The 23,120-nt window shown below is 70.9% G+C and carries 26 protein-coding genes and 3 tRNA genes; 11 read left to right on the forward strand and 18 right to left on the reverse strand.

The genetic code is table 11. The features are described from left to right. Positions 1-201 precede the first annotated feature (201 nt). From AB0D49_RS21875 to AB0D49_RS21890, 4 genes are all read left to right on the forward strand, one after another. On the forward strand, positions 202-534 hold the full coding sequence (locus AB0D49_RS21875; protein ID WP_362759762.1) for a hypothetical protein: 333 nt from the start codon (positions 202-204) through the stop codon (positions 532-534). Further along, complete coding sequence (locus tag AB0D49_RS21880) at positions 531-725, forward strand: hypothetical protein (protein ID WP_362759765.1); 195 nt, start codon at positions 531-533, stop codon at positions 723-725. The genes AB0D49_RS21875 and AB0D49_RS21880 overlap by 4 nt, the downstream gene beginning before the upstream one ends. Continuing rightward, complete coding sequence (locus AB0D49_RS21885) at positions 722-943, forward strand: hypothetical protein (protein ID WP_362759767.1); 222 nt, start codon at positions 722-724, stop codon at positions 941-943. The genes AB0D49_RS21880 and AB0D49_RS21885 overlap by 4 nt, the downstream gene beginning before the upstream one ends. Positions 944-1,105: 162 nt before the next feature. Further along, on the forward strand, positions 1,106-1,510 hold the full coding sequence (locus AB0D49_RS21890; RefSeq protein ID WP_362759768.1) for a hypothetical protein: 405 nt from the start codon (positions 1,106-1,108) through the stop codon (positions 1,508-1,510). Between the two features lie 439 nt (positions 1,511-1,949). On the opposite strand, the gene AB0D49_RS21895 is transcribed toward AB0D49_RS21890, so the two are convergent. The 3 genes from AB0D49_RS21895 to AB0D49_RS21905 form a co-directional block, all read right to left on the reverse strand. After that, positions 1,950-2,026 (reverse strand) — tRNA-Ile (locus AB0D49_RS21895). Between the two features lie 176 nt (positions 2,027-2,202). Next, positions 2,203-2,275 (reverse strand) — tRNA-Asn (locus AB0D49_RS21900). A 5-nt stretch (positions 2,276-2,280) separates the two neighbouring features. Then, positions 2,281-2,353: transfer RNA gene (locus tag AB0D49_RS21905), tRNA-Asn, on the reverse strand. Positions 2,354-2,507: 154 nt separating this feature from the next. Between AB0D49_RS21905 and AB0D49_RS21910 the strand changes: the two genes are divergently transcribed. The 4 genes from AB0D49_RS21910 to AB0D49_RS21925 all read left to right on the forward strand — a co-directional run bounded on the left by AB0D49_RS21910 (position 2,508) and on the right by AB0D49_RS21925 (position 8,183). Beyond that, positions 2,508-2,813: a YtxH domain-containing protein gene (locus tag AB0D49_RS21910; protein ID WP_362759770.1), complete on the forward strand. Its 306-nt coding sequence runs from the start codon at positions 2,508-2,510 to the stop codon at positions 2,811-2,813. 83 nt (positions 2,814-2,896) lie between these two features. Next, the gene (locus AB0D49_RS21915; RefSeq protein WP_362759771.1) at positions 2,897-4,345 is read left to right on the forward strand and encodes an FGGY family carbohydrate kinase; all 1,449 of its coding nucleotides are present in this window, start codon (positions 2,897-2,899) and stop codon (positions 4,343-4,345) included. A 176-nt stretch (positions 4,346-4,521) separates the two neighbouring features. Next, complete coding sequence (locus AB0D49_RS21920; RefSeq protein ID WP_362759773.1) at positions 4,522-6,255, forward strand: ABC transporter ATP-binding protein; 1,734 nt, start codon at positions 4,522-4,524, stop codon at positions 6,253-6,255. After that, on the forward strand, positions 6,255-8,183 hold the full coding sequence (locus AB0D49_RS21925; RefSeq protein WP_362759775.1) for an ABC transporter ATP-binding protein: 1,929 nt from the start codon (positions 6,255-6,257) through the stop codon (positions 8,181-8,183). Before AB0D49_RS21920 ends, AB0D49_RS21925 begins: the two co-directional genes overlap by 1 nt. Before the next feature lie 116 nt (positions 8,184-8,299). Here AB0D49_RS21925 and AB0D49_RS21930 read toward each other — a convergent pair whose 3' ends face one another. From AB0D49_RS21930 to AB0D49_RS21950, 5 genes are all read right to left on the reverse strand, one after another. Continuing rightward, complete coding sequence (locus AB0D49_RS21930) at positions 8,300-9,586, reverse strand: RNA polymerase sigma factor (RefSeq protein WP_362759778.1); 1,287 nt, start codon at positions 9,584-9,586, stop codon at positions 8,300-8,302. Positions 9,587-9,690: 104 nt separating this feature from the next. Further along, entirely contained in the window at positions 9,691-11,592 is a 1,902-nt protein-coding gene (dnaG, locus tag AB0D49_RS21935; RefSeq protein WP_362759779.1) for a DNA primase, read from the reverse strand. A 29-nt stretch (positions 11,593-11,621) separates the two neighbouring features. Continuing rightward, positions 11,622-12,887 carry an FAD-dependent oxidoreductase gene (locus AB0D49_RS21940; RefSeq protein ID WP_362759782.1) on the reverse strand — a complete coding sequence of 422 codons (1,266 nt, stop codon included), beginning with the start codon at positions 12,885-12,887 and terminating at the stop codon, positions 11,622-11,624. A 146-nt stretch (positions 12,888-13,033) separates the two neighbouring features. Continuing rightward, positions 13,034-14,329, reverse strand: a complete 1,296-nt coding sequence (locus AB0D49_RS21945; RefSeq protein WP_362759783.1) for a deoxyguanosinetriphosphate triphosphohydrolase — start codon at positions 14,327-14,329, stop codon at positions 13,034-13,036. A gap of 48 nt (positions 14,330-14,377) precedes the next feature. Beyond that, positions 14,378-15,151, reverse strand: a complete 774-nt coding sequence (locus AB0D49_RS21950) for a sirohydrochlorin chelatase (protein WP_362759786.1) — start codon at positions 15,149-15,151, stop codon at positions 14,378-14,380. Positions 15,152-15,398: 247 nt separating this feature from the next. Between AB0D49_RS21950 and AB0D49_RS21955 the strand changes: the two genes are divergently transcribed. Beyond that, a complete protein-coding gene (locus AB0D49_RS21955; protein ID WP_362760158.1) occupies positions 15,399-16,034 on the forward strand; it encodes an ElyC/SanA/YdcF family protein in 636 nt (211 codons plus the stop codon). 6 nt (positions 16,035-16,040) lie between these two features. On the opposite strand, the gene AB0D49_RS21960 is transcribed toward AB0D49_RS21955, so the two are convergent. From AB0D49_RS21960 to AB0D49_RS22000, 9 genes are all read right to left on the reverse strand, one after another. Beyond that, positions 16,041-16,460: a gamma-glutamylcyclotransferase family protein gene (locus AB0D49_RS21960; protein ID WP_362759789.1), complete on the reverse strand. Its 420-nt coding sequence runs from the start codon at positions 16,458-16,460 to the stop codon at positions 16,041-16,043. Positions 16,461-16,553: 93 nt separating this feature from the next. Continuing rightward, complete coding sequence (locus AB0D49_RS21965) at positions 16,554-16,766, reverse strand: DUF397 domain-containing protein (protein ID WP_362759792.1); 213 nt, start codon at positions 16,764-16,766, stop codon at positions 16,554-16,556. 102 nt (positions 16,767-16,868) lie between these two features. Beyond that, positions 16,869-17,060 carry a DUF397 domain-containing protein gene (locus AB0D49_RS21970; RefSeq protein WP_362760161.1) on the reverse strand — a complete coding sequence of 64 codons (192 nt, stop codon included), beginning with the start codon at positions 17,058-17,060 and terminating at the stop codon, positions 16,869-16,871. Positions 17,061-17,124: 64 nt separating this feature from the next. Next, complete coding sequence (locus AB0D49_RS21975) at positions 17,125-17,328, reverse strand: DUF397 domain-containing protein (protein ID WP_362759795.1); 204 nt, start codon at positions 17,326-17,328, stop codon at positions 17,125-17,127. 155 nt (positions 17,329-17,483) lie between these two features. Beyond that, the gene (locus tag AB0D49_RS21980) at positions 17,484-17,675 is read right to left on the reverse strand and encodes a DUF397 domain-containing protein (RefSeq protein WP_362760164.1); all 192 of its coding nucleotides are present in this window, start codon (positions 17,673-17,675) and stop codon (positions 17,484-17,486) included. A 185-nt stretch (positions 17,676-17,860) separates the two neighbouring features. Next, positions 17,861-18,052 (reverse strand): DUF397 domain-containing protein, encoded by a 192-nt coding sequence (locus AB0D49_RS21985; protein ID WP_362760167.1) that lies wholly within the window; start codon positions 18,050-18,052, stop codon positions 17,861-17,863. Positions 18,053-18,116: 64 nt separating this feature from the next. Next, entirely contained in the window at positions 18,117-18,317 is a 201-nt protein-coding gene (locus AB0D49_RS21990) for a DUF397 domain-containing protein (RefSeq protein ID WP_362759797.1), read from the reverse strand. A 154-nt stretch (positions 18,318-18,471) separates the two neighbouring features. After that, complete coding sequence (locus AB0D49_RS21995) at positions 18,472-18,672, reverse strand: DUF397 domain-containing protein (protein ID WP_362759800.1); 201 nt, start codon at positions 18,670-18,672, stop codon at positions 18,472-18,474. Then, positions 18,669-19,517 (reverse strand): helix-turn-helix transcriptional regulator, encoded by an 849-nt coding sequence (locus tag AB0D49_RS22000; protein WP_362759803.1) that lies wholly within the window; start codon positions 19,515-19,517, stop codon positions 18,669-18,671. The genes AB0D49_RS21995 and AB0D49_RS22000 overlap by 4 nt, the downstream gene beginning before the upstream one ends. Before the next feature lie 1,189 nt (positions 19,518-20,706). Between AB0D49_RS22000 and AB0D49_RS22005 the strand changes: the two genes are divergently transcribed. Both AB0D49_RS22005 and AB0D49_RS22010 read left to right on the forward strand, forming a co-directional pair. Continuing rightward, the gene (locus AB0D49_RS22005; RefSeq protein WP_362759805.1) at positions 20,707-21,237 is read left to right on the forward strand and encodes a hypothetical protein; all 531 of its coding nucleotides are present in this window, start codon (positions 20,707-20,709) and stop codon (positions 21,235-21,237) included. A gap of 133 nt (positions 21,238-21,370) precedes the next feature. Beyond that, on the forward strand, positions 21,371-22,003 hold the full coding sequence (locus tag AB0D49_RS22010; protein WP_362759808.1) for a class F sortase: 633 nt from the start codon (positions 21,371-21,373) through the stop codon (positions 22,001-22,003). 19 nt (positions 22,004-22,022) lie between these two features. Here AB0D49_RS22010 and AB0D49_RS22015 read toward each other — a convergent pair whose 3' ends face one another. Then, positions 22,023-22,805 carry a TSUP family transporter gene (locus AB0D49_RS22015; RefSeq protein ID WP_362759810.1) on the reverse strand — a complete coding sequence of 261 codons (783 nt, stop codon included), beginning with the start codon at positions 22,803-22,805 and terminating at the stop codon, positions 22,023-22,025. Between the last annotated feature and the right edge of the window lie 315 nt (positions 22,806-23,120).

Here is a 23,120-nt window from a genome sequence, read left to right on the forward strand (position 1 = left end):
ACACGAACTGAACGACGCTCCCAGCGTCGACCCCTTCACTGCCGTCGAGTCTCTCCGGGCCGCACTCGATCAGTTCGGCATAGTGCTGCCATCCCTCGCAGTCGATCCCGGTTCACCGAGCCTCGCACTCGTAGACCTGGGCCGCGTCCGGGCGGAAGTCGCTGTGCGGCTGGCACACTCACTCCAGCGAGGAGCCCTCCTATGAGCACACTTGCCAAGGACATCCCGCCCGAGGTACTCGACCTCCTCGCGCTCCCCCTGCTGGAAGCGCTCACGTCCGACCAGGCGCGCGGCGCGGTCTGCATCTGGGGCGCGACGGAGAAACCCCTCACGGCCGAGACCGCTGTCGACCTCGGCGAGCAGCACGACGAGGGCCGCCACTGGTTCCCGCGGGCCTGCCGACGGCACACCGGGGCCCACGCCTACCGGGCGCTCCAGGACCACGCGCCCCTGTGCCAGCCCTGCATCCGGGACGCGGGCAGCTGCACGACCGGTGTAGCCCTCCGCTACCTGATGCGCGGGTGGCGGCCATGAACCGCCGCAGATTCCAGGAGCCGCCGGTCACACTCGGCCTGCCCCTGCCCGTGGTCGAGCCGCCCGCCGACTGCCAGGAGTGCGTGGAGCGGGCCGCCGACCGGGAGCGGGCGACGGCGGCCGGGGATCTGGCCCGCGCGATCGACATGACCGTCCTCATCAGGCGCCACCACCCGCAGGGGTCGGCATGAGCCCCGCTGTCTGGGAGTGGCGAGAGGGCAGCGGCGCCGGCTACATGCAGCGCGTCGGAGCGGACATCGAGTACACCGCCACCCAGCGGGCGCACCTCGCCTACGGCAACCACGTCCGGGACTGCCCAGTCTGCGCAGTGGACGGCGAGGTGTGCGTCACGGCCGACCAGCTGTGGGAGGCGTACCGGGCGGCCAAAGACCCGACGGCCGCCCCATGAACCGCCGTCCGCCCCTCAGGTCGGCGAAGGGCGGACGGTGCTGACCCCGCCCCGGGCTCCCCTGGAGGTTGAGCCCGGGGCGGACGGCAATACCCGGCCCGGCATGTCGGCGGCGGGCCGCTCATAGACTGGCGCGGTCCGCCCCGAGAGGATTTGATGCCCATGCGCTCCCGCCGATTCGCCGCCTTCGCCCTCGACACCCTCAAGAGCACCCCGGGCGTCACCAAGGTCCAGACCCTCGCCGACGCAGGGGAGTCGAAGATCCCCAACGGCCTGGTCGTGGTGGTGGACGGCAAGGAGTCCCGCTGGGGGATCGTCGGCCAGCTCGCCGACGGCGAGCGCCACGAACACGAGGACCAACCGCAGCAAGGCACCCCAGCCACCTGGACCGACCCGGTCCCCGGCGACAACACCGAGGGCTGGATGGCCGCCGCGATCGGCCGCGCGGAATCCCCCGAGATCGCCCGCATCGAACGCTGGTCCACCCGCGAGGGCGCCCGCCCCGGCAACGAGGGCGTGACCGTCTTCTTCCACAACACCGCCCGCGCGTTCGTGCGGAAGCTCTAGACCCTCCCCGGCCTGGCGGGACCCTGGTCCGGACCGGGGGGTTGCACAGCACGTCCAGTCAGCACCACCACTGCGTGAGGAGCCTGATATGGAATGCCTGCACCACCGCCCCGGCACCCGATTCGATCCCGGCCAGTGCTCGGGCTCATGCTCCGTCTGCGGCGCCGGGGTCGGAGCCGCGCCCGGACAGCCGGCCGCGCACCATCAGCGGGCGGGTACCCGGGAGACCTGCCCCGGTAGCGGCCAGCCCGCCCAGTAGGGACGCCAGTTCGGCCCCGGTCTGCTCTCGCCGCTGACTGGGGCCGTGCTCTTTCTTGATCGCTTGGCACTCGGGCCAGCAGCGGGCCAGCTAGCGATCTTGAAGAGGGACGCGTTTCCGCGTGGCTAGCCCCGAACTGGGATGCCTTACAGGTCAGAACGTTCCTGCGATGGCACGTCATGGTGGGGCGGGTGGGACTCGAACCCACGGCCGACGGATTATGAGTCCGCTGCTCTAACCGGCTGAGCTACCGCCCCATAGCGGCGTGTCGCGCACATTTGTGCGCGCCGTCTGCCGCAGCATAGCCGCTCATACGATCTCCTGCTCCGGATGGTCGGCTTCCCACGGCGTTCATGACCTGAGGACTCCGCGCCGCCGCGAACGGTTCCGCCAGACATGAAAAAGGACCCCTATAGGGTCCTCGTTCACCAGGCTCCCCCGACTGGACTCGAACCAGTAACCTGCCGGTTAACAGCCGGCTGCTCTGCCAATTGAGCTACGGAGGACCGAGCTCCCCCGACTGGACTCGAACCAGTAACCTGCCGGTTAACAGCCGGCTGCTCTGCCAATTGAGCTACGGAGGAATGCCTCGTTGCATCGAACGTACCTACCTGGGTATTCGCCAGGGGGCGCGGGCTCGCTGCGACACATACATTAGCGCAAGCAGGGGGGTGCTCCGCCAATCGGTTCCCCCGGGCCGACGCCGACTGCTGGACACGTCAAGAAAGGGTGGACGCCGTGCGCTACAAGCTCATGTTCGCCGCCGGACTCGCGGTGGGGTACGTCCTGGGCACGAGGGCCGGACGCGAGCGCTACGAGCAGCTGAAGAAGTCCGCCCGGCAGTTCGCCGAGAACCCGGCCGTGCGCAACACCGCCGAGACCGCCGCGCAGCAGGGCCGGGAGATCGCCGGCAAGGCGTACCACGCGGTCAGTGAGAAGGTCGGCGACCGGATGCCCGACTCGGTGGCCGAGCGGGTCCGCTCGCTGCGGGAGCGCACCGCGGGCGCGGGCGCGGAGGACGACTGGGGCAGCAGCGCCACGTGAGGCGCAGGCGGTAGACGACCCGCTCGCGGGGAACCTCGGCGGTCCGGCCGGGGGTGCTCCGTCGATACGGCAAAATCAGGGGTATGGGGATAGTCGCCGGGCTGGACAGCTCACCCGATTCCACTCGTATCGTCGTCTGTGACGCGGACACCGGTTCCGTGCTGCGTACCGGGGTCGCGCCGCACCCCCTGCCCGAGGGCGGTGCGAGGACCAGTGATGTCGATCCGCAGGCATGGCTGCTGTCGCTGGGCGAGGCGGCCGGGGGCGGGCTGCTGGAGGGTGTGCAGGCGATCGGGGTGTCCGCGCAGCAGAACGCGCTGATCCCGCTGGACACCCAGGGCAACACCGTGCGTCCGGCGCTGGTCGGCGGGGACAAGCGGGCGCAGGTGGCCGCCGCCGATCTGATCGACGCGCTCGGCGGCCGGGAGGCGTGGGCACATGCCGTGGGGTGTGTGCCGCAGGCGGCGCAGCCGGTGACCAAGCTGCGCTGGCTCAGCCGTAGCGAGCCGGACAACGCGCGGCGGGCCGCCGTACTGATGCAGGCGCACGACTGGCTGGTGTGGCAGTTGCTGGGGCGGCCGGTGCGCCGGACCACGGACCGGGGCGGGGCCTCGGGGACGGGGTACTGGTCCCCGGCGGCGGGGACGTACCGGCCGGATCTGGTGGAGCTGGCGCTCGGGCATCAGGCGATGCTGCCGGAGGTGATCGGTCCGGCCGAGGCGGCGGGGACGACCCCGGAGGGGCTGCTGATCTCCGCGGGGACCGGTTCGACGATGGCCGCCGCGCTGGGGCTGGGACTGGGCGTCGGGGACGCCGTGGTGTCGCTGGGGGCGTCCGGGTCGGTGATGGCGGTGCATCCCGAGGCGCTCCAGGACCCCAGCGGGATGATCACCTCGCTCGCGGACGCGACCGGGATGCATCTGCCGGTCGTGACGACGCTGAACGCCGTGCGGACCTTGCGCGGGGCCGCCGAGCTGCTCGGGGTGGGGGATCTGGAGGGGCTGTCCGAGCTGGCCATGAAGTCGACGCCGGGGGCGCACGGGCTGGTGCTGCTGCCGTATCTGGAGGGTGAGCGGACGCCGAGTCTGCCGCACACCGCGGGCACGCTGGCGGGGCTGCGCCGGGAGTCGATGAAGCCGGAGCACTTCGCGCGGGCCGCGTTCGAGGGGATGCTGTGCGGGCTCGCGGACGCGCTGGACGTGCTGCGCGGACGCGGGGTGGAGGTGCGGCGGGTGTTCCTGCTGGGCCCGGCGGCCGAGCTGCCCGCGGTGCAGGCGGCGGCGCCCGCGCTGTTCGGGGCGCAGGTCGTGGTGGTGCAGCCGGCCGACTACGGGGCGATCGGTGCCGCGCGGCAGGCGGCCTGGGCGCTCGGGGTGTCGCAGGGCACGCTGGACGCGCGGACCCCGCCAGTATGGCAGGGGGCCGTGGCGCAGGTGCTCGACCCCGGTGCGGAACTGGCCGTGGGACAGGCGGTGCGGCAGCAGTTCGTGTCGGTGCGGGAGCAGACTCATCCGGGTGCATTCCGGGTGTGACGGGTTACGGCACCGACCACGGAACGTAAGAGTCCGGTAGGAAGCGGACCGCATCGGGCCCCGGCGGGCACCGCTGACGGCTTAATCGGTTGAGGTAACGCCACTGGAGTGTCCGACGATAGGGGCCTAGGGCGACGACTCCCGCCCTCACCCCGCCGACTCCGAGAGACCCCAGCGTGCTCATACGACTTCTGCGGACCTATCTCAGGCCCTACCGAAAACCCATCGTCCTGCTGGTGCTGCTCCAGTTCCTCCAGACCTGCGCGACGCTCTATCTGCCCACCCTCAACGCGGACATCATCGACAAGGGTGTCGTCACCGGCGACACCGGCTACATCATGAGCTACGGCGCCGTGATGATCGGCATCTCGTTCGCCCAGGTCGTCTGCAACATCGGGGCCGTGTTCTACGGCGCCCGTACCGCGGCGGCGCTCGGCCGGGACGTCCGGGCCGCCGTCTTCGACCGGGTGCAGTCGTTCTCCAGCCGTGAGCTGGGGCATTTCGGCGCGCCCTCACTGATCACCCGCACCACCAATGACGTCCAGCAGATCCAGATGCTGGCCCTGATGACCTTCACGCTGATGGTGTCGGCGCCGATCATGTGCGTCGGCGGCATCGTGCTGGCGCTCGGTCTGGACGTGCCGCTGTCCGGGGTGCTGGTCGCCGTCGTACCGGTGCTCGGGCTCAGTGTGACGCTGATCGTGCGGGCGCTGCGCCCGCTGTTCCGGTCCATGCAGGTACGGATCGACACGGTGAACCGGGTGCTGCGCGAGCAGATCACCGGCAACCGGGTGATCCGGGCGTTCGTCCGCGACGGATACGAGGAGCAGCGGTTCCGGCAGGCCAACAGCGAGCTGACCGACGTATCGCTGAAGTCGGGGAATCTGCTCGCGCTGATGTTCCCCATCGTGATGACGGTGGTGAATCTTTCGTCGATCGCGGTGGTCTGGTTCGGGGCGCACCGGATCGACAGCGGGCAGATGCAGATCGGTGATCTGACGGCGTTCCTGTCCTATCTGATGCAGATCGTGATGTCCGTGATGATGGCCACCTTCATGTTCATGATGGTGCCGCGCGCTGAGGTGTGCGCCGAGCGGATCCAGGAGGTCCTGGGGACGGAGTCGAGCGTGGTGCCGCCGGTCGCCCCGGTGACCGAGCTGCGCCGGCACGGGCATCTGGAGATCCGGGGGGCGGGCTTCCGCTACCCGGGGGCCGAGGAGCCGGTGCTGAAGAACGTCGATCTGGTGGCCCGGCCCGGCGAGGTGACCGCGGTGATCGGCTCGACCGGCAGCGGCAAGTCCACCCTGCTCGGGCTGGTGCCCAGGCTGTTCGACGCCACCGACGGAGAGGTGCTGGTCGACGGCACGGACGTACGGACGATCGAGCCGCGGCTGCTGGCCCGGACCGTCGGCCTCGTCCCGCAGCGGCCGTATCTGTTCGCGGGGACCGTCGCCACCAATCTGCGGTACGGCAATCCGGACGCCACGGACGACGAGCTGTGGCACGCGTTGGAGGTGGCGCAGGCCAGGGAGTTCGTGGCGGGGCTCGAGGGCGGGCTCGACGCGCCGGTCGCGCAGGGCGGCACCAATGTGTCCGGTGGTCAGCGGCAGCGGCTCGCCATCGCGCGGACGCTGGTCCAGCGCCCGGAGATCTTCCTCTTCGACGACTCCTTCTCCGCCCTGGACTACGCCACCGACGCCGCGCTGCGGGCCGCGCTCGCCGCGGAGACCTCCGAGGCGACGGTGGTGATCGTCGCGCAGCGGGTGTCGACCATCCGGGACGCCGACCGGATCATCGTGCTCGACGAGGGGCTGGTCGTCGGCACCGGCCGCCACCATGAACTGATGGCGGACAACGGGACGTACCGGGAGATCGTGCTCTCCCAGCTCACGGAAGCGGAGGCTGCCTGATGGCCGGGCCCGTGGGGCGGATGATGGCGGGCACCGGCCCGGACAGCCGCTCGCTCGACTTCAAGAACTCGGCGAAACGGCTGGTCGGCCAGTTCCGCCCGGAACGGCTGACGATCTACGCGCTGCTGGTGTGCGTGGTGATCAGCGTGGGTCTGTCGGTGATCGGGCCGAAGATCCTCGGGGACGCCACCGACCTGGTGTTCGCCGGGATCGTCGGCCGCCAGATGCCGTCCGGGGCGACCCGGGAGGAGATGCTCGCGGACATGCGGGCGCGCGGCGACGGACGCATCGCCGACATGCTGTCCGGCACCGACTTCACGCCCGGTGAGGGCATCGACTTCACCGCGGTGGGGCACGTGCTGCTGCTGGCGCTCGCCGTGTTCCTGGTCGCCGGGCTGCTGATGGCGGTGGCGACCCGGCTGGTGAACCGGGCCGTGAACCGGACGATGTTCCGGATGCGGGAGGACGTGCAGACCAAGCTGTCGCGGCTGCCGCTGTCGTACTTCGACCAGCGGCAGCGCGGTGAGGTGCTCTCCCGCACCACCAACGACATCGACAACATCGGGCAGACCCTCCAGCAGTCGATGGGCCAGCTGATCAACTCCGTGCTGACCATCATCGGTGTGCTGGTGATGATGTTCTACGTGTCGTGGATCCTGGCGCTGGTGGCGCTGGTGACCGTGCCGCTGTCGTTCGTGGTCGCCACCCGGGTCGGGAAGCGGTCCCAGCCGCACTTCGTGGCGCAGTGGCGGACCACCGGCAAGCTGAACGCGCACATCGAGGAGATGTACACCGGGCACACCCTGGTGAAGGTGTTCGGCCGCCAGGACGAGTCGGCGGGGCAGTTCGCCGAGCAGAACGACGAGTTGTACGAGGCCGGGTTCAAGGCGCAGTTCAACAGCGGGATCATGCAGCCGCTGATGATGTTCGTGTCGAACCTCAACTATGTGCTGGTCGCGGTGGTCGGCGGGCTGCGGGTCGCCTCCGGGGCGCTGTCCATCGGTGATGTGCAGGCGTTCATCCAGTACTCCCGGCAGTTCTCCATGCCGCTCACGCAGGTCGCGTCCATGGCGAACCTGGTGCAGTCGGGGGTCGCGTCCGCCGAGCGGGTCTTCGAACTCCTCGACGCCGAGGAGCAGTCGGCGGACCCGAAGCCGGGCGCCCGGCCCGCCGAGCTGCGCGGACGGGTCGCGCTGGAGGGCGTCTCCTTCCGCTACGACCCCGACAAGCCGCTGATCGAGGACCTCTCGCTGACCGTGGAGCCGGGCCACACGGTCGCCATCGTCGGCCCGACGGGCGCCGGGAAGACGACCCTGGTGAATCTGCTGATGCGGTTCTACGACGTCTCCGGCGGCCGGATCACCCTCGACGGGACCGACATCGCCACCATGTCCCGGGACGAACTGCGCTCCGGGATCGGCATGGTCCTCCAGGACACCTGGCTGTTCGGCGGCACGATCGCGGAGAACATCGCGTACGGGGCCGCGCGGAAGGTGACCCGCGGAGAGATCGAGGAGGCGGCGCGGGCGGCACACGCCGACCGGTTCGTACGGACGCTGCCCGACGGGTACGACACGGTGATCGACGACGAGGGGACGGGGGTCAGCGCGGGCGAGAAGCAGCTCATCACCATCGCGCGGGCGTTCCTCTCCGACCCGGTGATCCTGGTGCTGGACGAGGCGACGAGTTCCGTGGACACCCGGACGGAGGTCCTGATCCAGAAGGCGATGGCCAAGCTCCAGCACGGCCGGACGTCGTTCGTGATCGCCCACCGCCTGTCGACGATCCGGGACGCGGACACGATCCTGGTGATGGAGAACGGCGCGATCGTGGAGCAGGGGGCGCATGGGGAGCTGGTGGCGGCGGGCGGGGCGTATGCCCGCCTGTACCGGGCCCAGTTCGCGGAGGCGGTGGCGGAGGTGGACTGACGGGTTCTGGTGTCGGGGGGGTGGGCCACGCCGTTCAGGGGCGCGGGGAACTGCGCGACCAGCCCCCACCCACCCGCACCCGGCACTCCACACCCGACACCCCCCACCTGCCCCGGTCAGTCCAAGTAACCCCGAAGCTGGTCGGCGAACGCATGATCCCGGAGTTTGTTCAGCGTCTTCGACTCGATCTGCCGAATCCGCTCCCGCGTCACCCCGAAGATCCGCCCGATCTCCTCCAACGTCCGCGGACGCCCGTCCGCAAGCCCGTACCGCAGCTGCACAACCTTCCGCTCCCGCTCCCCCAACGTGGACAGCACCGCCTCCAGATGCTCACGCAGCAGCAGGAACGCCGCCGATTCCACGGGGCTCGCCGCGTCACCGTCCTCGATGAGATCACCGAGGGCGACGTCGTCCTCCTCCCCCACCGGCGCGTGCAACGACACCGGTTCCTGGGCGAGCCGCAGCACCTCCCCCACCCGCTCCGGCGCGAGGTCGAGATGCGCGGCGACCTCCTCCGCCGTCGGCTCGTACCCCCGTTCCTGGAGCATCCGGCGCTGTACCCGGACCACGCGGTTGATCAGCTCCACCACATGGACGGGGACCCGTATCGTGCGGGCCTGGTCGGCGAGGGCGCGGGACATGGCCTGGCGGATCCACCAGGTGGCGTACGTGGAGAACTTGTAGCCGCGGGCGTAGTCGAACTTCTCGACCGCGCGGATCAGGCCGAGGTTGCCCTCCTGGACGAGGTCGAGCATGGTCAGGCCGCGGCCCACGTACCGTTTGGCGACCGAGACGACGAGGCGGAGGTTGGCCTCGATCAGCCGGCGTTTGGCCATCCGGCCCATGACGACGAGGCGGTCCAGGTCGAGGGCGAGGGCGTTGTCGGGCGTGGGCGTGCCGCCGAGCCGCTCCTCGGCGAACAGTCCGGCCTCGACGCGGCGGGCGAGTTCGACCTCCTCGGCGGCGGTGAGCAGCGGGATACGGCCGATCTCACGGAGGTACTGGCGGAAGAGGTCGGAGGTGGGGCCGCTGGTGTCGGCACGGGCGCGGGCGGGGGGTTCGGCGGGCTCGACGGACTCGGTGCCGTCCAGCGCGGCGGCGGACGGCCCGTCCGGGGGCTCGGAGCGGCTCTCGGTGACGTGCTGCGGTGGCACGGCGACCAGGACCCCGGTCTCCGCGTCCGGCCGGACGGTCCCGCCGGTGGTCGTGCTGTCGTTCTGTACGAGGGTCTGGGTCTGCACGGGGGCGACCTCCAGGATGATCGCTGCTGAGGCGTGCGGCAGCGCTGCTTGGGGGGCGGAGTCGACGGCCTTGCCGCTGTCCGTCCCGTACGCGATGAGCGGAACCGCGGGGGTGTGGGACCCGTGGGGGACGGGTCGGCCGCGCTCCGAGGACTCAGGCACCGCTCCCCAGTGTGGGGTACGACACATCGCCGCCACGAGGGGCGTGCGGTGACTTTTTGCGTCCGGGCCGTGACCGCGCGGTCACGCGGGGCACCGGACTGCGGCTAGAGGGCGCCCGCGCCCTGTTCGCGGAGGGCCTGGCCGTACTGCTGGAGGACCCACAACTCGTTCTGTACGGCGGCGAGTCGGGCCGGGTCGCCGCCCGCGCCGAGCCGGGTCAGGGCGGACTGGACATCCTGGACGCGGCGGTCGACGGCTCTGCGGCGGACCATGACGAGCTGCTCGCCCGCGTACACCTCGTCCACGTTCTTGCGCATGATCGCTTCGACGGCGAGTTCCGTGACCATGGCGCGGACGGTGTCGTCGGGGGCGGCCTCGCGGACCCGGACCAGATACTCCTGGGGGTCCTGGGTGCCCCATTCGGCGCCGCCCGCGTCCTGCACGGCCTGGCGGACGGCGGCGTAGGGCGGGGCGGTGAACTCGTCCACGCCGTAGGCGTCGAAGGCCGGGGAGACCAGTTCGGGGCGCTGGAGGGCGAGTTTGAGCAGTTCGCGTTCGGTGGCGTAGACGGGGTTGCGCAGGGTCAGCGCCGGGCCGGAGGGGGCGGGGGCGGGGCCGCCCTGCTCGTAGGACGGCTGGGGGCGGTTCGCGGGGGCGGACTTGCCGCCGCGGTCGCGGGCCCAGCGGGCGAGCTGGCCGACGCGCTTGACGACGAACTGGGTGTCGAGGATGCCGAGGAGCCCGGCGAGCTGGACGGCGACCTCGTGCTGGGCGCCGCTGTTCTTGATGCGGGCGACGACGGGAGCGGCCTCGTCCAGCGCGGCGGCGCGCCCGGCGGGCGTCTCGAGGTCGTAGCGGGCGACGATCTGGCGCAGGGCGAACTCGAAGAGCGGCGTGCGGGGTTCCACCAGGTCGGACACCGCCTCGTCGCCCTTGGCGAGCCGCAGGTCGCAGGGGTCCATGCCGTCGGGGGCGACGGCGATGTACGTCTCGGCGGCGAACTTCTGGTCGTCCTCGAAGGCGCGCAGGGCGGCTTTCTGGCCCGCGGCGTCGCCGTCGAAGGTGAAGATGACCCGCGCGGAGCCGTTGTCCATGAGGAGGCGGCGCAGGATCTTGATGTGGTCGCCGCCGAAGGCGGTGCCGCAGGTGGCGATGGCGGTCGTGACCCCGGCGAGGTGGCAGGCCATGACGTCGGTGTAGCCCTCGACGACGACCGCGCGGCTGGACTTGGCGATCTCCTTCTTGGCGAGGTCGATGCCGTACAGGACCTGGGACTTCTTGTAGATCGCCGTCTCGGGCGTGTTGAGGTACTTGGGGCCGGTGTCCGCCTCGTAGAGCTTGCGGGCGCCGAAGCCGACGACATCGCCCGCGATGTCCCGGATGGGCCACATGAGGCGGCCCCGGAAGCGGTCGATGGGACCGCGGCGGCCCTCCTGGGAAAGCCCCGACAGCAGCAGTTCCTTGTCAGTGAAGCCCTTGCCGCGCAGATAGCGCGTGAGGTGGTCCCAGCCCTGGGGGCTGTAGCCGACGCCGAAATGGACGGCGGCGGTGTGGTCGAAGCCGCGCTCGCCGAGGAAGGTCCGGCCGGTCTCGGCCTCGGGGGAGCCGGCGAGCTGTTCCGCGTACCACTCGGCGGCGGTCTTGTGGGCCTCGACCAGGCGGATGCGTTCGCCGCGCTGGTGGGAGGGGTTGTAGCCGCCCTCCTCGTAGCGCAGGGTGATGCCGGTCTGGGCGGCGAGGCGCTCGACGGCCTCCGAGAAGGAGAGGTGGTCGACCTTCATCACGAACGTGATGGTGTCGCCGCCTTCCTGGCAGCCGAAGCAGTGGAAGAGTCCCTTGCTGGGGCTGACCTGGAAGGACGGCGACTTCTCGTCATGGAACGGGCAGAGACCCTTGAGGTTGCCGCCGCCCGCGTTACGCAACTGGAGGTACTCGGACACCACGGCGTCGATCGGGACCGCGTCCCGAACCGCCTTCACGTCCTCGTCGTTGATCCGTCCAGCCACGAGAAGAGTCTACGGGGGCGGACTGACACTCACGGGACGAGGTTTTCGAGCGGAATGTGCGGGTCCGCGAGATCGTCGGTGCTGACGGGGGCTCCGGAGCGGATCAGCCGCTGGATGTGCTCTGTGACATCCCACACGTTCACATTCATCCCGGCCAGCACCCGCCCCTCCTTCAGCCAGAACGCGATGAACTCCCGCTTCGCCGCGTCGCCCCGGATCACCACCTGGTCGTACGCCCCCGGGGGCGCCCAGCCGCTGTACTCCATGCCCAGGTCGTACTGGTCGGAGAAGAAGTACGGCACGCGGTCGTACGGCGTGTCCTGGCCGAGCATCGCGCGGGCCGCCGCCGGGCCGCCGTTCAGGGCGTTCGCCCAGTGCTCCACCCGGAGCCGGGCGCCGAACAGGGCGTGCGGGAAGGCGGCCACGTCACCGGCGGCGTAGATGTCGGGGTCGGAGGTGCGCAGCCGGGCGTCGACGAGGACGCCGCCGCCGTCCGCGCGGTCGGCGAGCGTGAGGCCCGCCGCCTCGGCGAGGCCGGTGCGGGGGGCGGCGCCGATCGCGGCGAGGACGTCGTGCGCCGGGTGCTCCTCGCCGTCGTCGGTGCGGGCGGCGAGGACCATGCCGTCCTGGCCGACGATCTCGGTGAGCCGCGCCCCGAAGTGGAACCGCACCCCGTGCGAGCGGTGCAGCTCGGCGAAGAGCGCGCCCAGCTCCGGACCGAGCACGCCGTGCAGCGGGGTCGGCGCGGACTCGACGACGGTGACCTCGGCGCCGTACTCGCGGGCCGCCGCCGCGACCTCCAGGCCGATCCAGCCCGCTCCGGCGATCACGATGTGCCCGTTGTCCCGGCCCAGGGAGGACAGGACGCCCTTGAGGCGCTCCGCGTGGTGGAGGCGGCGCAGATGGTGGACGCCCGCCAGGTCCGTGCCGGGAATGTCCAGGCGGCGGGGCTCGGAACCGGTGGCCAGGAGCAGCTTGTCGTAGTGGACGAGCGTGCCGTCGTCGCCGAAGCGGACGGTCTTCGCGGCCCGGTCGATCCGGTCGACGGTCTGTCCGAGGTGCAGCTCCACGTCATGGCGGGCGTACCAGGCGGGCTCGTGCACGAAGACGGTGTCGCGCTCGGCCTTGCCCAGCAGATAGCCCTTGGACAGCGGTGGACGCTCATACGGGTGGTCGCGCTCGTCACAGATCAGTATCACCCGCCCGTTGAAACCCTCCGCCCGGAGCGTCTCGGCCGCCTTCGCCCCGGCGAGACCGCCTCCGACGATGACGAATGTCTGATCCGCGTCGACCACTTGAAGCCTCCTCGTAAAGAACGCGCCACATGTAGGTGCCGCATAGCGAGCGTCCCGCACGGAGCGTGATGGGGGAAGAGGGGGTGACCCGATCAGGCCACGGAGGGTCACCTTCGAGTGCTCCGGGGTCCCAGGAGTCCGTTCTGTCACGCCCTCGCGCGGGGGGCGGTCAGCCGGTGGTGCAGGGACCGCGCGGAGGCGTCCGTGAGGGAGGCGATCTGGTCGACGATCACCCGCTTGCGCGCCCGGTCGCCCTCGGCCGTGTCGAACAGCGCCCGGAACTGGGGGTCCAGGCCGTCGGGCGCCCGCGCGGTGAGGGCCTCGGCCAGTTCGGCGACCACGATCCGCTGTTCGGCGCGGATACGGGCCTGTTCGTCGCGCTGCATCACATACCGGTCGGCGACCGCCTTGAGCACCGCGCACTCCATCCGGGTGGCGCGCGGTACGACGAGTTCCGCGCCGTAGCGGGTGAGCCGGCCACCGCCGTACGCCGCTCTGGTGGCGCCCTCGGCGGCCAGGCAGAACCGGCCGATGAGCTGGCTGGTGGCGTCCTTGAGGCGGGCCTGGGCGACCGCCGAGCCGTCGTAGCCGTGCGGCCACCACTCCTCGTCCAGGAGCCGGTCCAGGGCGGCGGCGAGTTCGGCGGGGTCGGTGTCCGCGGGGACGTAACGGCCGACGGCGACCGCGAAGACCGCCTGGCGTTCGGGTTCGGCGTGCAGGCAGTTGGGGTCGATGTGCCCGGCGTGGAGCCCGTCCTCGACGTCGTGCACCGAGTAGGCCACGTCGTCGGACCAGTCCATGACCTGCGCCTCGAAGCAGGTGCGGGTGGCGGGGGCGCCTTCGCGGACCCAGTCGAACACCGGCCGGTCGTCGTCGTACACGCCGAACTTGCGGGACGCCGGGTCGCGGGGGTGGGCACCGCGCGGCCACGGGTACTTGGTGGCGGCGTCCAGGGCGGCGCGGGTGAGGTTGAGACCGACGGAGCCCCGCGCGGTGAACCGCTTGGGCTCGATCCGGGTGAGCAGGCGCAGCGACTGGGCGTTGCCCTCGAAGCCGCCGCAGTCCTCGGCGAACTCGTTGAGCGCCTGTTCGCCGTTGTGCCCGAAGGGCGGGTGGCCGAGGTCGTGGGAGAGACAGGCGGCTTCCACGAGGTCCGGGTCGCAGCCGAGGGCTGCGCCGAGTTCCCGGCCGACCTGGGCGCACTCCAGGGAGTGGGTCAGGCGGGTGCGGGGGCTGGGGTCCCATGCCTGGGAGGTGCCGCCGGGGGTGACGACCTGGGTCTTCCCGGCGAGTCTGCGCAGTGCGGCGGAGTGCAGGACGCGGGCGCGGTCGCGCTGGAAGGCGGTCCGGCCCGGACGTTTGTCGGGCTCGGGGGCCCAGCGGGCGGTGGCGGGGGTGGGGTACGCGGTGCCTTCAGGGGCGCTTCTAGCGGTGCCTTCCATGGCATCGACAGTAAGTGGTGGGGGTGGGGGGCGGCGGTATGGGGCCGGTCACGTGGTGAGGAGGGGCGTTCTCGTGGTGGCGCGGGCCTCGGTGTAGCGGGTCAGGACCAGGCGGGCCATCGCGGGGTGGGCGCCCAGGGGGGCGGCGGCGGGTCCGGGACAGTGGAGCGCGCTCTCGGTGGCGAAGCGGCCGGGGGCGGTGAAGTACGAGGCCATCGCGATGCGGTCGTGACCGTGCGCGCGGAGGGCGGCGAACGCCTCGGGGACGGTCGGGCGGGCGGCGGAGGCGTAGCCCGGGAGGACGGGGAGGCCGAGGCGGGCGGAGAGGAGCCGGGCGGTGCGGGTGGTGTCGCGGACGGCGTCGGGATCGCGAGAACCGGCGGCGGCGAGGACGACGGCGGAAGGGGGGTACGGGCCGGTCGCCGCTCGGAGGCGGTCGTGGAGGGCGGTCACGAGGAGGGGGTGGGGGCCGAGGGGGGCGGCGAGGGCGGTACGGGCGGAGGCGGTCGCCGCGATGTCGGGGATGTCCCGTTTGACGTGGTGGCCTCGGCTGAGGAGGAGGGGGACGAGGACGGCGTCGGTGTCGGTCTCGGTGTCGGTCTCGGTGTCGGTCTCGGTATCGGGGAGGGTGGCGAGGGTGTCGGGGAGGAGGGGGGCGTTCAGCTCGATGTGGCCGAGGTGGACGGGGATGTCGGGGCGGAGGGCGCGGACGCGGGCGGCGAGGGCGTGGACGGTGTCGAGGGCGCGGGGGTCGCGGCTGCCGTGGGCGACGAGGACGAGGGCGGGTGGGGATGGGGATGGAGGTGTGGGCTCGGTGGTCACGGTCGGATCGTGGCGGGTGGAGGTTGCGTGGCCGTTGCCCGGTTCGTCACGCGGCTTTGCGGCTCGTTCACCGGGGATCACCCGAAGGTGTGAGGGATTCGGGAACCTGGGCTGCCCTCGATCACGTTTTCGCTGATGACGGGTGGAGGAAGGCGGGGCGGGAGTGGGCGGGGTGGGCAGGGCCGGGGAGTGGGTGAGGGCGCGGCTGCGGGTGCGGCTGCCGCGGACGGTCGCCGGGAAGCGGCGGATGGCGCGGATCGTGGTGGCGGTGTGCGTGCTGGCGCTGCTGCCGATGACGTGGCTGCGGCTGACGACGGGCGACCGGTTGCGGACGACGGCGGACGTGCCGCGTACGGATGTGGCGGTGGTGTTCGGCGCGGGGCTGCGGTGGGACGGGGAGCCGTCGCCGTATCTGGCGAACCGGCTGGACGCGGCGGCGGAGCTGTACCGGGCGGGTCAGATCAGGGTGGTGCTGGTGACGGGCGACAACAGCAGAGAGGAGTACGACGAGCCGGACGCGATGCGGGCCTATCTGACCCGGCAGGGGGTGCCGGACGAGCGGATCGTCAGTGACTACGCCGGGTTCGACACATGGGACTCGTGTGTCCGGGCGAAGGAGATCTTCGGTGTGGACGAGGCGGTGCTGATCAGCCAGGACTTCCACATCCGCCGGGCGGTGGCGCTGTGCGACGCGGCGGGGGTGACGGCGTACGGGGTCGGGGTGGCCGACCGGAGAGACGCGACCTGGTACTACGGCGGGGTCCGGGAGATCCTCGCGGCGGGGAAGGCGGCGTGGGATGTGGTGGTCCGGCCCGACCCGACGTTCCTGGGACCGCGTGAGACGGGGGTACGGCAGGCACTGGCGAGCGGCGGGGAGTCCTGAGGGACCTCAGCGGCGGGTGCGGGTACACCAATCGCCGCCCGGTATGAGGGTGCCGTGGGTGCGCAGGCGCGCGGCGATGGTGGGGGCGGCGAGGTAGACCCAGGCGTCCACGGGGGTGCCGGCGGGGTCTTGGACGACCTCGCGGGAGACCCGTTCGTAGAGGCTGCGGGGGTCACCGGGGATGTACTCCTCCAACTCGTCCAGGGCGTGGAGGAGTTGGGGGTAGGCGTCGGGGAGGGCGGTGATCAGCTCGCCGTGCACGATTCCGCCGGGGGCGGGGACGGCGTACGGGTACCCGGGGCCGTCGTACAGCACCGCGCCGGGGAGTCGGGCGGGGTGCTCGGTGTGAGTGCGTCCGCGCAGGTAGGCGGCGTGATTGGACTCGCCGGGGCGGAGGGTGCCGTAGACGAAGAAGGGGAGGGTCACGGAGGGGATTGTCTCTCGTCCGTGTGTTTGGTTGGTCTTGCGGGGGGAGGCTCGGTGGCGCGCAACGGGAGGGGGGCTGGGGGGCGGTTGGCTTCAGCTGAGGTCGGCGTTGCGGGCGAAGGTCACCAGTGCGGCGAACGCTTCGGGGGAGAGCGTGAGGATCGGGCCGTCGGGGCGCTTGCTGTCTCGGAGGGGGACGACGCCGGTAGCGGACGCGTGGGCGGGGGCCACCTCTACGCACTGTCCGCCGTTGGGATCGCTGACGCTGGATTTGATCCAGTTCCCCTGGGCAGGGAAGTCGGTCATTGGCTGCTCCTCAAGGGTCATCTGACTTCAAAGGAGTGTTTCGTCGCAGGAGCCCCGCCCGGTGTCGCGCGACCGGACGGGGCTGTGAAGGAACGGTCGGTGTCAGACGACATCGGCGTTGCGCACGAACGCCACCAGTCCAGCGAATGCCTCAGCAGAGAGCATGAGGATCGGTCCATCGGGGCGCTTGCTGTCCCGCACAGGGACGACACCGTGTGCCGCCCGGTGGCCCGGAGCCCACTCAAGGCAGTCGCCGCCGTTGGGAGCGCTGCGGCTGGACTTCACCCACTCCATTGCGCGGGGGTTCGGGGTGTGGGTCACCGCGCGCACGGACGGGGCGCTGCGGGAACGGTCGGCGTCAGTCGACATCGGCGTTGCGGGCGTACGTCACCAGTCCGGCGAACGCCTCGGGAGAGAGTGTGAGGACCGGGGCGTCAACGCGCTTGCTGTCCCGGACCGGGACGACACCGGTAGCGGATGCGTGCGCGAGGGCTACCTCTACGCACTGCCCGCCGTTGTTCCCGCTGTAGCTGGACTTGATCCAGCCTTCCAAGGTCGTCATTCGCGTACTCCTCAAGAATTCGCCGAATGCGGTCAACGAATACACCACGGCCGGGCGGTTCAACACGGCGTGCGGGGGGCGCATATCGCCCCTAGGGCTGCCGGACCCCTTTCGGTACGTACGGCCGGAAGGAGCCCCGCAGGAGCGGTCGGATGTCAGCCGAGATCAGCGTTGCGGGCGAACGTCACCAGTCCGGCGAACGCCTCGGGAGAGAACATGAAGATCGGTCCGTCAGCGCGCTTGCTGTCCCGGACCGGGACAACGCCGGCAGCGGACGCGTGCGCGGGGGACCATTCCACGCATGTACCCCCCTCGGGGCCGCTGTAACTGGACTTCACCCACTGCATTGCATGGGGATTCGGGGTGTTGGTCACCACGCGTACTCCTCAAGAATTCGGTGAATTCGGATGGGCAACCGCCCTGGTTCGCGGGCACGGACACGGCATGCGGAGGCCGGTCTCGCACCTGGGCGACCGAGCCCCGCCCGGTGTCGTGCGACCGGACGGGGCTCTACGGAAACGGTCGATCGACATCAGCCGCCATCGGTGTTGCGCGCGAGCGTCATCAGTCCGGCGAACGCCCCGGGAGAGAGCATGAAGATCGGTCCATCAGTGCGCTTGCTGTCCCGCACGGGGACGACACCGTGTGCCGCGACGTAGCTCGGAGCCCACTCAAGGCAGTCGCCGCCGTTGGCACCGCTGTAGCTGGACTTCACCCACTCCATTGCGCGGTCGTTCGGGGTGTGGGTCACCGCGCGCACGGACGGGGCGCTGCGGGAACGATCGGCGTCAGACGACATCGGCGCTGCGGGCGTACATCACCAGTCCGGCGAACGCTTCGGGAGACAGCGTGAGGATCGGGCCGTCAACGCGCTTACTGTCCCGGACCGGGACGACTCCGGTGTGGAGGTAGTCAGGCGCCACCTCTACACACTGCCCTCCGTCGTTCCCGCTGTAGCTGGACTTGATCCAACCTTCCAAGCTGGTCATTCGCGCACTCCTCACGAATTCGCTGAATGTGGTCAACGAATACACCAAGGCCGAGCGCTTCAACACGGCGTACAGGGGGCGCATATCGCCCCTGGGGCTGCCGGGCCCCGCCCGGTACGTGCGACCCGACGGGGCCCCGCAGGAACGGTCGGTGTCAGCCGAGATCAGCGTTGCGGGCGAACGTCACCAGTCCGGCGAACGCCTCGGGAGAGAACGTGAGGATCGGGCCTTCAACGTGCTTGCTGTCCCGGACAGAAACGGCGCTGCGGGGCGCAGCGGCACTGGCGGCAACCTCAACACAGGCACCGCCGTTGTTGCTGTACGAGGACTTGAACCAGATTGGACGGTCAGTCACAGTGCGTCCTTTCGTAGCTGGTTGATCAGGTCAAGCGATGCGCTCTGGGACAGTGCTTCGGTCTGTAGTTGATGGTAGGCCGTCAACATGGGGAGTACTGCTGAGCCCTCGCGCTCCAGGTACCCCCGCTGGGCCGACTCGGAATACATCATGAGCGACCGGTCCGGCATGGTCAGGATGTAGAGCGGCAGGTCGAACGGCCTCTTCCATCCCATAGTGAACGGTGCGATCTGAAGCGTGGTGGTTGGCTGCTCGGCGAACTCCGCCAATCGCTGCATCTGTTCGTCCACTGCTTCGGGGCCACCGATCGGTCGCCTGATGCAGGACTCATCCAGTACCACGAGGATCAGCGGAGGCTTCTTGCGAGCAAGCGCGGCTTGGCGTTCCGCGACGACCGCAACTCGCTCGCTTGCCTGCTCACGGGTGATGGCCCCTCGGTGAACGGCGCCGTCCGCCAGAACCTGTGCGTACTCCGGAGTCTGAAGCAGTCCCGGTATTGCTCCGACCTCGTACACCCTGATTTCCGTTGCTCGCCCCTCGTACCCCACGTACTCCGGGAACCCTTGCAACAGGCTGCCGTGTTCGATCTCGCGCCACGCACGTTCGAACGTGTCGGACGCGTCTAGTTCGAAGACGGCGTCTGCGCTGAGCGAAAACCGACGGGTTGGCGGTTTACGGCCGGTTTCCACTCCTGAGATGTGCCTCCCGGAGTACCCCATGAGCAGGGCCAGCTCATCTTGGGTCCAGCCGCGCGCCTCTCGCATGCTGCGTAAACGGGCGCCGAACGCAGCCTCGGGGCCGCCTTCTGGGTTCAACTCCTTGCGGTTTACCAATGTGTCCCCCATGTCTGACACGTTGATTGGGCTCCGACTCTAGGCCACGCTCACTCTCCTCGGTAGTGGAATCACTACGGAGAGGAGTGGTCCGCATGGGCAATGACGCCGTGATCGATGTGGGCACCCGTCCACGGGTGTCGGCCCTTTCGGGGCACATGGAGTGGCGGTCGCCTCACCGGAAGGGCGGCTAGCCGGTGTTGCCGGGGCGGGGTGAGCCGGTACCGGTGCCCTGGTGCCGCATCTGTGATGCGGCTGCGAAAGGGCGGGAGCACTGCCGGGAGAACTCGGGGGCGTTCCGGAACTTCAACGTGATCATCAGTCAGCATCCGCACCGCCGGGCGACAGATGCGAAAGCCGTTGCCTCGTGATCGGCGCCTTCGAGCGGATGCCCGCAAACAGGCAAGCACCCATCAGTGGACGGGAGTTGAGGGTGTCATGATCCGGTTCGGGCTGTTCTTTGTGTGGCTGTTACGGGTGTTGCTGCCGCCGTCCGGGCGGCATCGGCGTGGGCAAGTCGCCAGCAGCGGGGCGACGGCCGTTCCCGTGGTCGTTCTTCCGTTGGCGCGGGGCGAGATCCGCTGCGATGTCCATACCGCCGTGCTCGTGCGGCCCTATTACCCCGCCAGTGATGCCGACCGGGCTCGGGAGCAGGCTCGGGTTCGGGACTGGGAGGAGTGTGAGCGGGAGCGGGGGCGGCGGCGGGCTCTCGCGGTCGGCCTGCGGCAGGACGCCGTGTGCCTCGACGCCTCCACCCCGCAGACCCGGCGGCGGGCGCGGTGAACGTCGGGACATGGCCCGCCGAGGGCGCGTCTCGGATGACCATCGAGGTCTATCGGGTGCAGGCGGGTGGGACTCAGGTAGGGAGTGTCCGGCGGCTCGTCTATCGCGCGCCCCTCGGGCCGCTCGCCGTCGTCTCCGGGATGTGGCCCCCGTGCCGCTGCCCGCGCTGTCGGGCCGGCGACCGGGTCACCTGACGTCGGGGTCACCCGTTCACACCCCTCGCCGGTGCCCTTCGGGACGTTCCCCTACTCGGCCCTCCCCTCCCCCATGACCTGCTAAAACGCGGTGGACCTGGAGGGGCGGGCCACCCGTTCACCGTATTCGCGCCCGCTTCCTCGACAAGCGGGCCCGCCCCACTCCCCGTTTCCTCAAGAGGCAGGCCCTCACCCGCTTGAGCCGATCGCTCGAAGGAGCACCGATGCGAGGTACCACCCGGCTGCTGGCCGCCACCGCGCTAGCCGTGACCGCCGCCGGAGGGCTCGCCGCACCCGCGTTCGGCGGTACGGCGGCCAAGGCCGGGGTGCTCGACGTGGCGCCGCACACCGTCGTGCCCGGGACGCACATCACCGCCACCACCGACGCGTGCGGAGGGAGCGGGGCCGCCGACGGGGACGCCAGCGCGGTCGGCGCCGGGCGGTTCACGCTCGCGCCCAGCAGCGACGAAGGCCGGGCCATCGGACAGTTCCGGGTGCCCGACAGCGCCGTACCGGGGACGTACGAGATCGTCGCCGAGTGTGCCAAGGGCGGGCGGCGGGCGCTCGGCGATCTGATCGTCACCCTGGGGCCGGCGCAAGGTGCGGTCTATCCGCGCGGCAGTGTGAAGACGGGGGTCGGCGGCGCGCTCGGTCCCGACCCCGTGCAGACCGCGGCAGGAGTGGCGGCGCTGGCCGTCGCCGCCGCGGGCGGTACCTGGCTCCTGCATCGCCGGGCGAGAGGCGACGGGATCTGACGGACACCCTCCGCTGTCCGTCCACCGGTACCGCTTGTCCCCTCCCCTCCGGGTCCGATGCCCCTCGCGGCCCGGAGGGGGCACGGGGCGTGGCCCGCGGGGCGAAGAAGGAGACGTGAGGAGAGGGGTCGCCATGCGGAAGAAGGTCGGGGACGCCGCGATAGCCGGTGTCACCCTCGTCGCCCTGTGCACGGGCATCTGGCTGCTCGCCCCCGGCAGCGGGGCGTACCAGGAACCGCCCCAGCCGTCGGCCGCCCAGGCGGGCACGGCACCGTCCGGTACCCACCCCGGCGCCGCCGCCCCCGCGCTGCCGCCCTCCCCGCCCGACCGCATCCGGATTCCCGGCATCCGCGTGGACGCCCCGCTGATGGGGCTCCGGCTCACCCGCGGCGGCAGCCTCGACGTGCCGCCCGCCGGGAAGAAGAACCTCGCGGGCTGGTACGAGGCCGGTACCACCCCCGGCGAGACCGGCACCGCCATCGTCGCCGGGCATGTCGACAACAGCTCCGGGCCCGCCGTCTTCTACCGGCTCGGCGCGCTCCAGCGGGGCAGCCTGATCGAGGTCGACCGGCGCGACGGCTCCGTCGCCGAGTTCACCGTGGACGCGGTCGAGGTGTACGACACCGACGCCTTCCCGGACGAGAAGGTCTACGGGGCCGCCGCCCGGCCCGAGCTACGCGTGATCACCTGCGGCGGCGGCTACTCACGCGACACCGGATATCAGGGGAATGTCGTCGTGTTCGCCCATCTGACGGGCAGCCGGTAGCCCCGGCTCAGCTTCCCGCTTACCCGAGCCACTGCTCGTACGCCATGTTCGCCACCAGCGCGAACACCACCGTCAGCAGCACCACCCGGACGAAGCCGCTGCCCCGCTTCAGCGCGGTGCGGGCGCCCAGCGTGCCCCCGGCCAGGTTGAACACCGCCATCACCGCCGCCAACTGCCACAGCACCGCGCCCTGCCAGGCGAACATGGCGAGGGCACCGGCGTTGGTGCAGCAGTTGACGATCTTCGCGGTGGCGGAGGCGGCCACCAGGTCGAGGTGGAGTACGGCGGTGAGCGCGAGGACCAGGAACGTTCCGGTGCCGGGGCCGATCAGGCCGTCGTAGAAGCCGATGCCTATGCCCGCCAGGCCGATCGCGGCGAGTTTGCGGCGGCGCGAGGGCGGTCCGGAGGCCGGGGCGGTGCCGAAGGCGGGGCGGAGGATGACGAACGTCCCGACGCCCAGCAGCACCACCATGATGACCGGCTTCAGCACCTCCGTGCTCATCCCGGCGGCGAGGAAGGCGCCCCCGGACGATCCGGCGAGGGCCGCGAGTCCGATGCGTACGGCGGTGCGGACGTCGACCGGGGCCTTGCGGGCGTAGGTGATGGCCGCGCCCGTCGTACCGACGATGGCGACCGCCTTGTTGGTGCCGAGCGCGTGCGCGGCCGGGGTGGAGCCCGGTAGGCCCAGCAGCAGCGCGGGCAGCAGCAGGAGCCCGCCGCCGCCGACCACCGCGTCGATCCAGCCTGCCGCGAGGGCGGCGAGGCAGAGCAGGACGAGGGTGGTCAGGGGTATGTCGGGCATGATCGCGACCCTAGGCGGGGGACGGGTGTGGCGTCCATGTAGCTGAGGGTCTTCTGAGGTCAGCGGCCACCACCGGTCACCGGTGACCGGTCATCGCCAGTCACCCCCGCCCACCTCTGCCCACCTCTGCCCACCTCCGCCCGCCTCCGCCCGCCTCCGCCCACCTCCGCCCACCTCCGCCCGGGACGGTCCCTCACACCCGCCCCCCTCCCCCGCTGAGCGCAGCGTTCCCCTCGGGAAACAGGGGCGATGCGGTCGGGTAACACCCTCCGCGCACGCTGCGAGGAAGCGGGGAGACGCCCGCTCCGCGCGCCC

It is taken from the genome of Streptomyces sp. NPDC048290 (genome assembly GCF_040652095.1).
Lineage (GTDB): Bacteria > Actinomycetota > Actinomycetes > Streptomycetales > Streptomycetaceae > Streptomyces.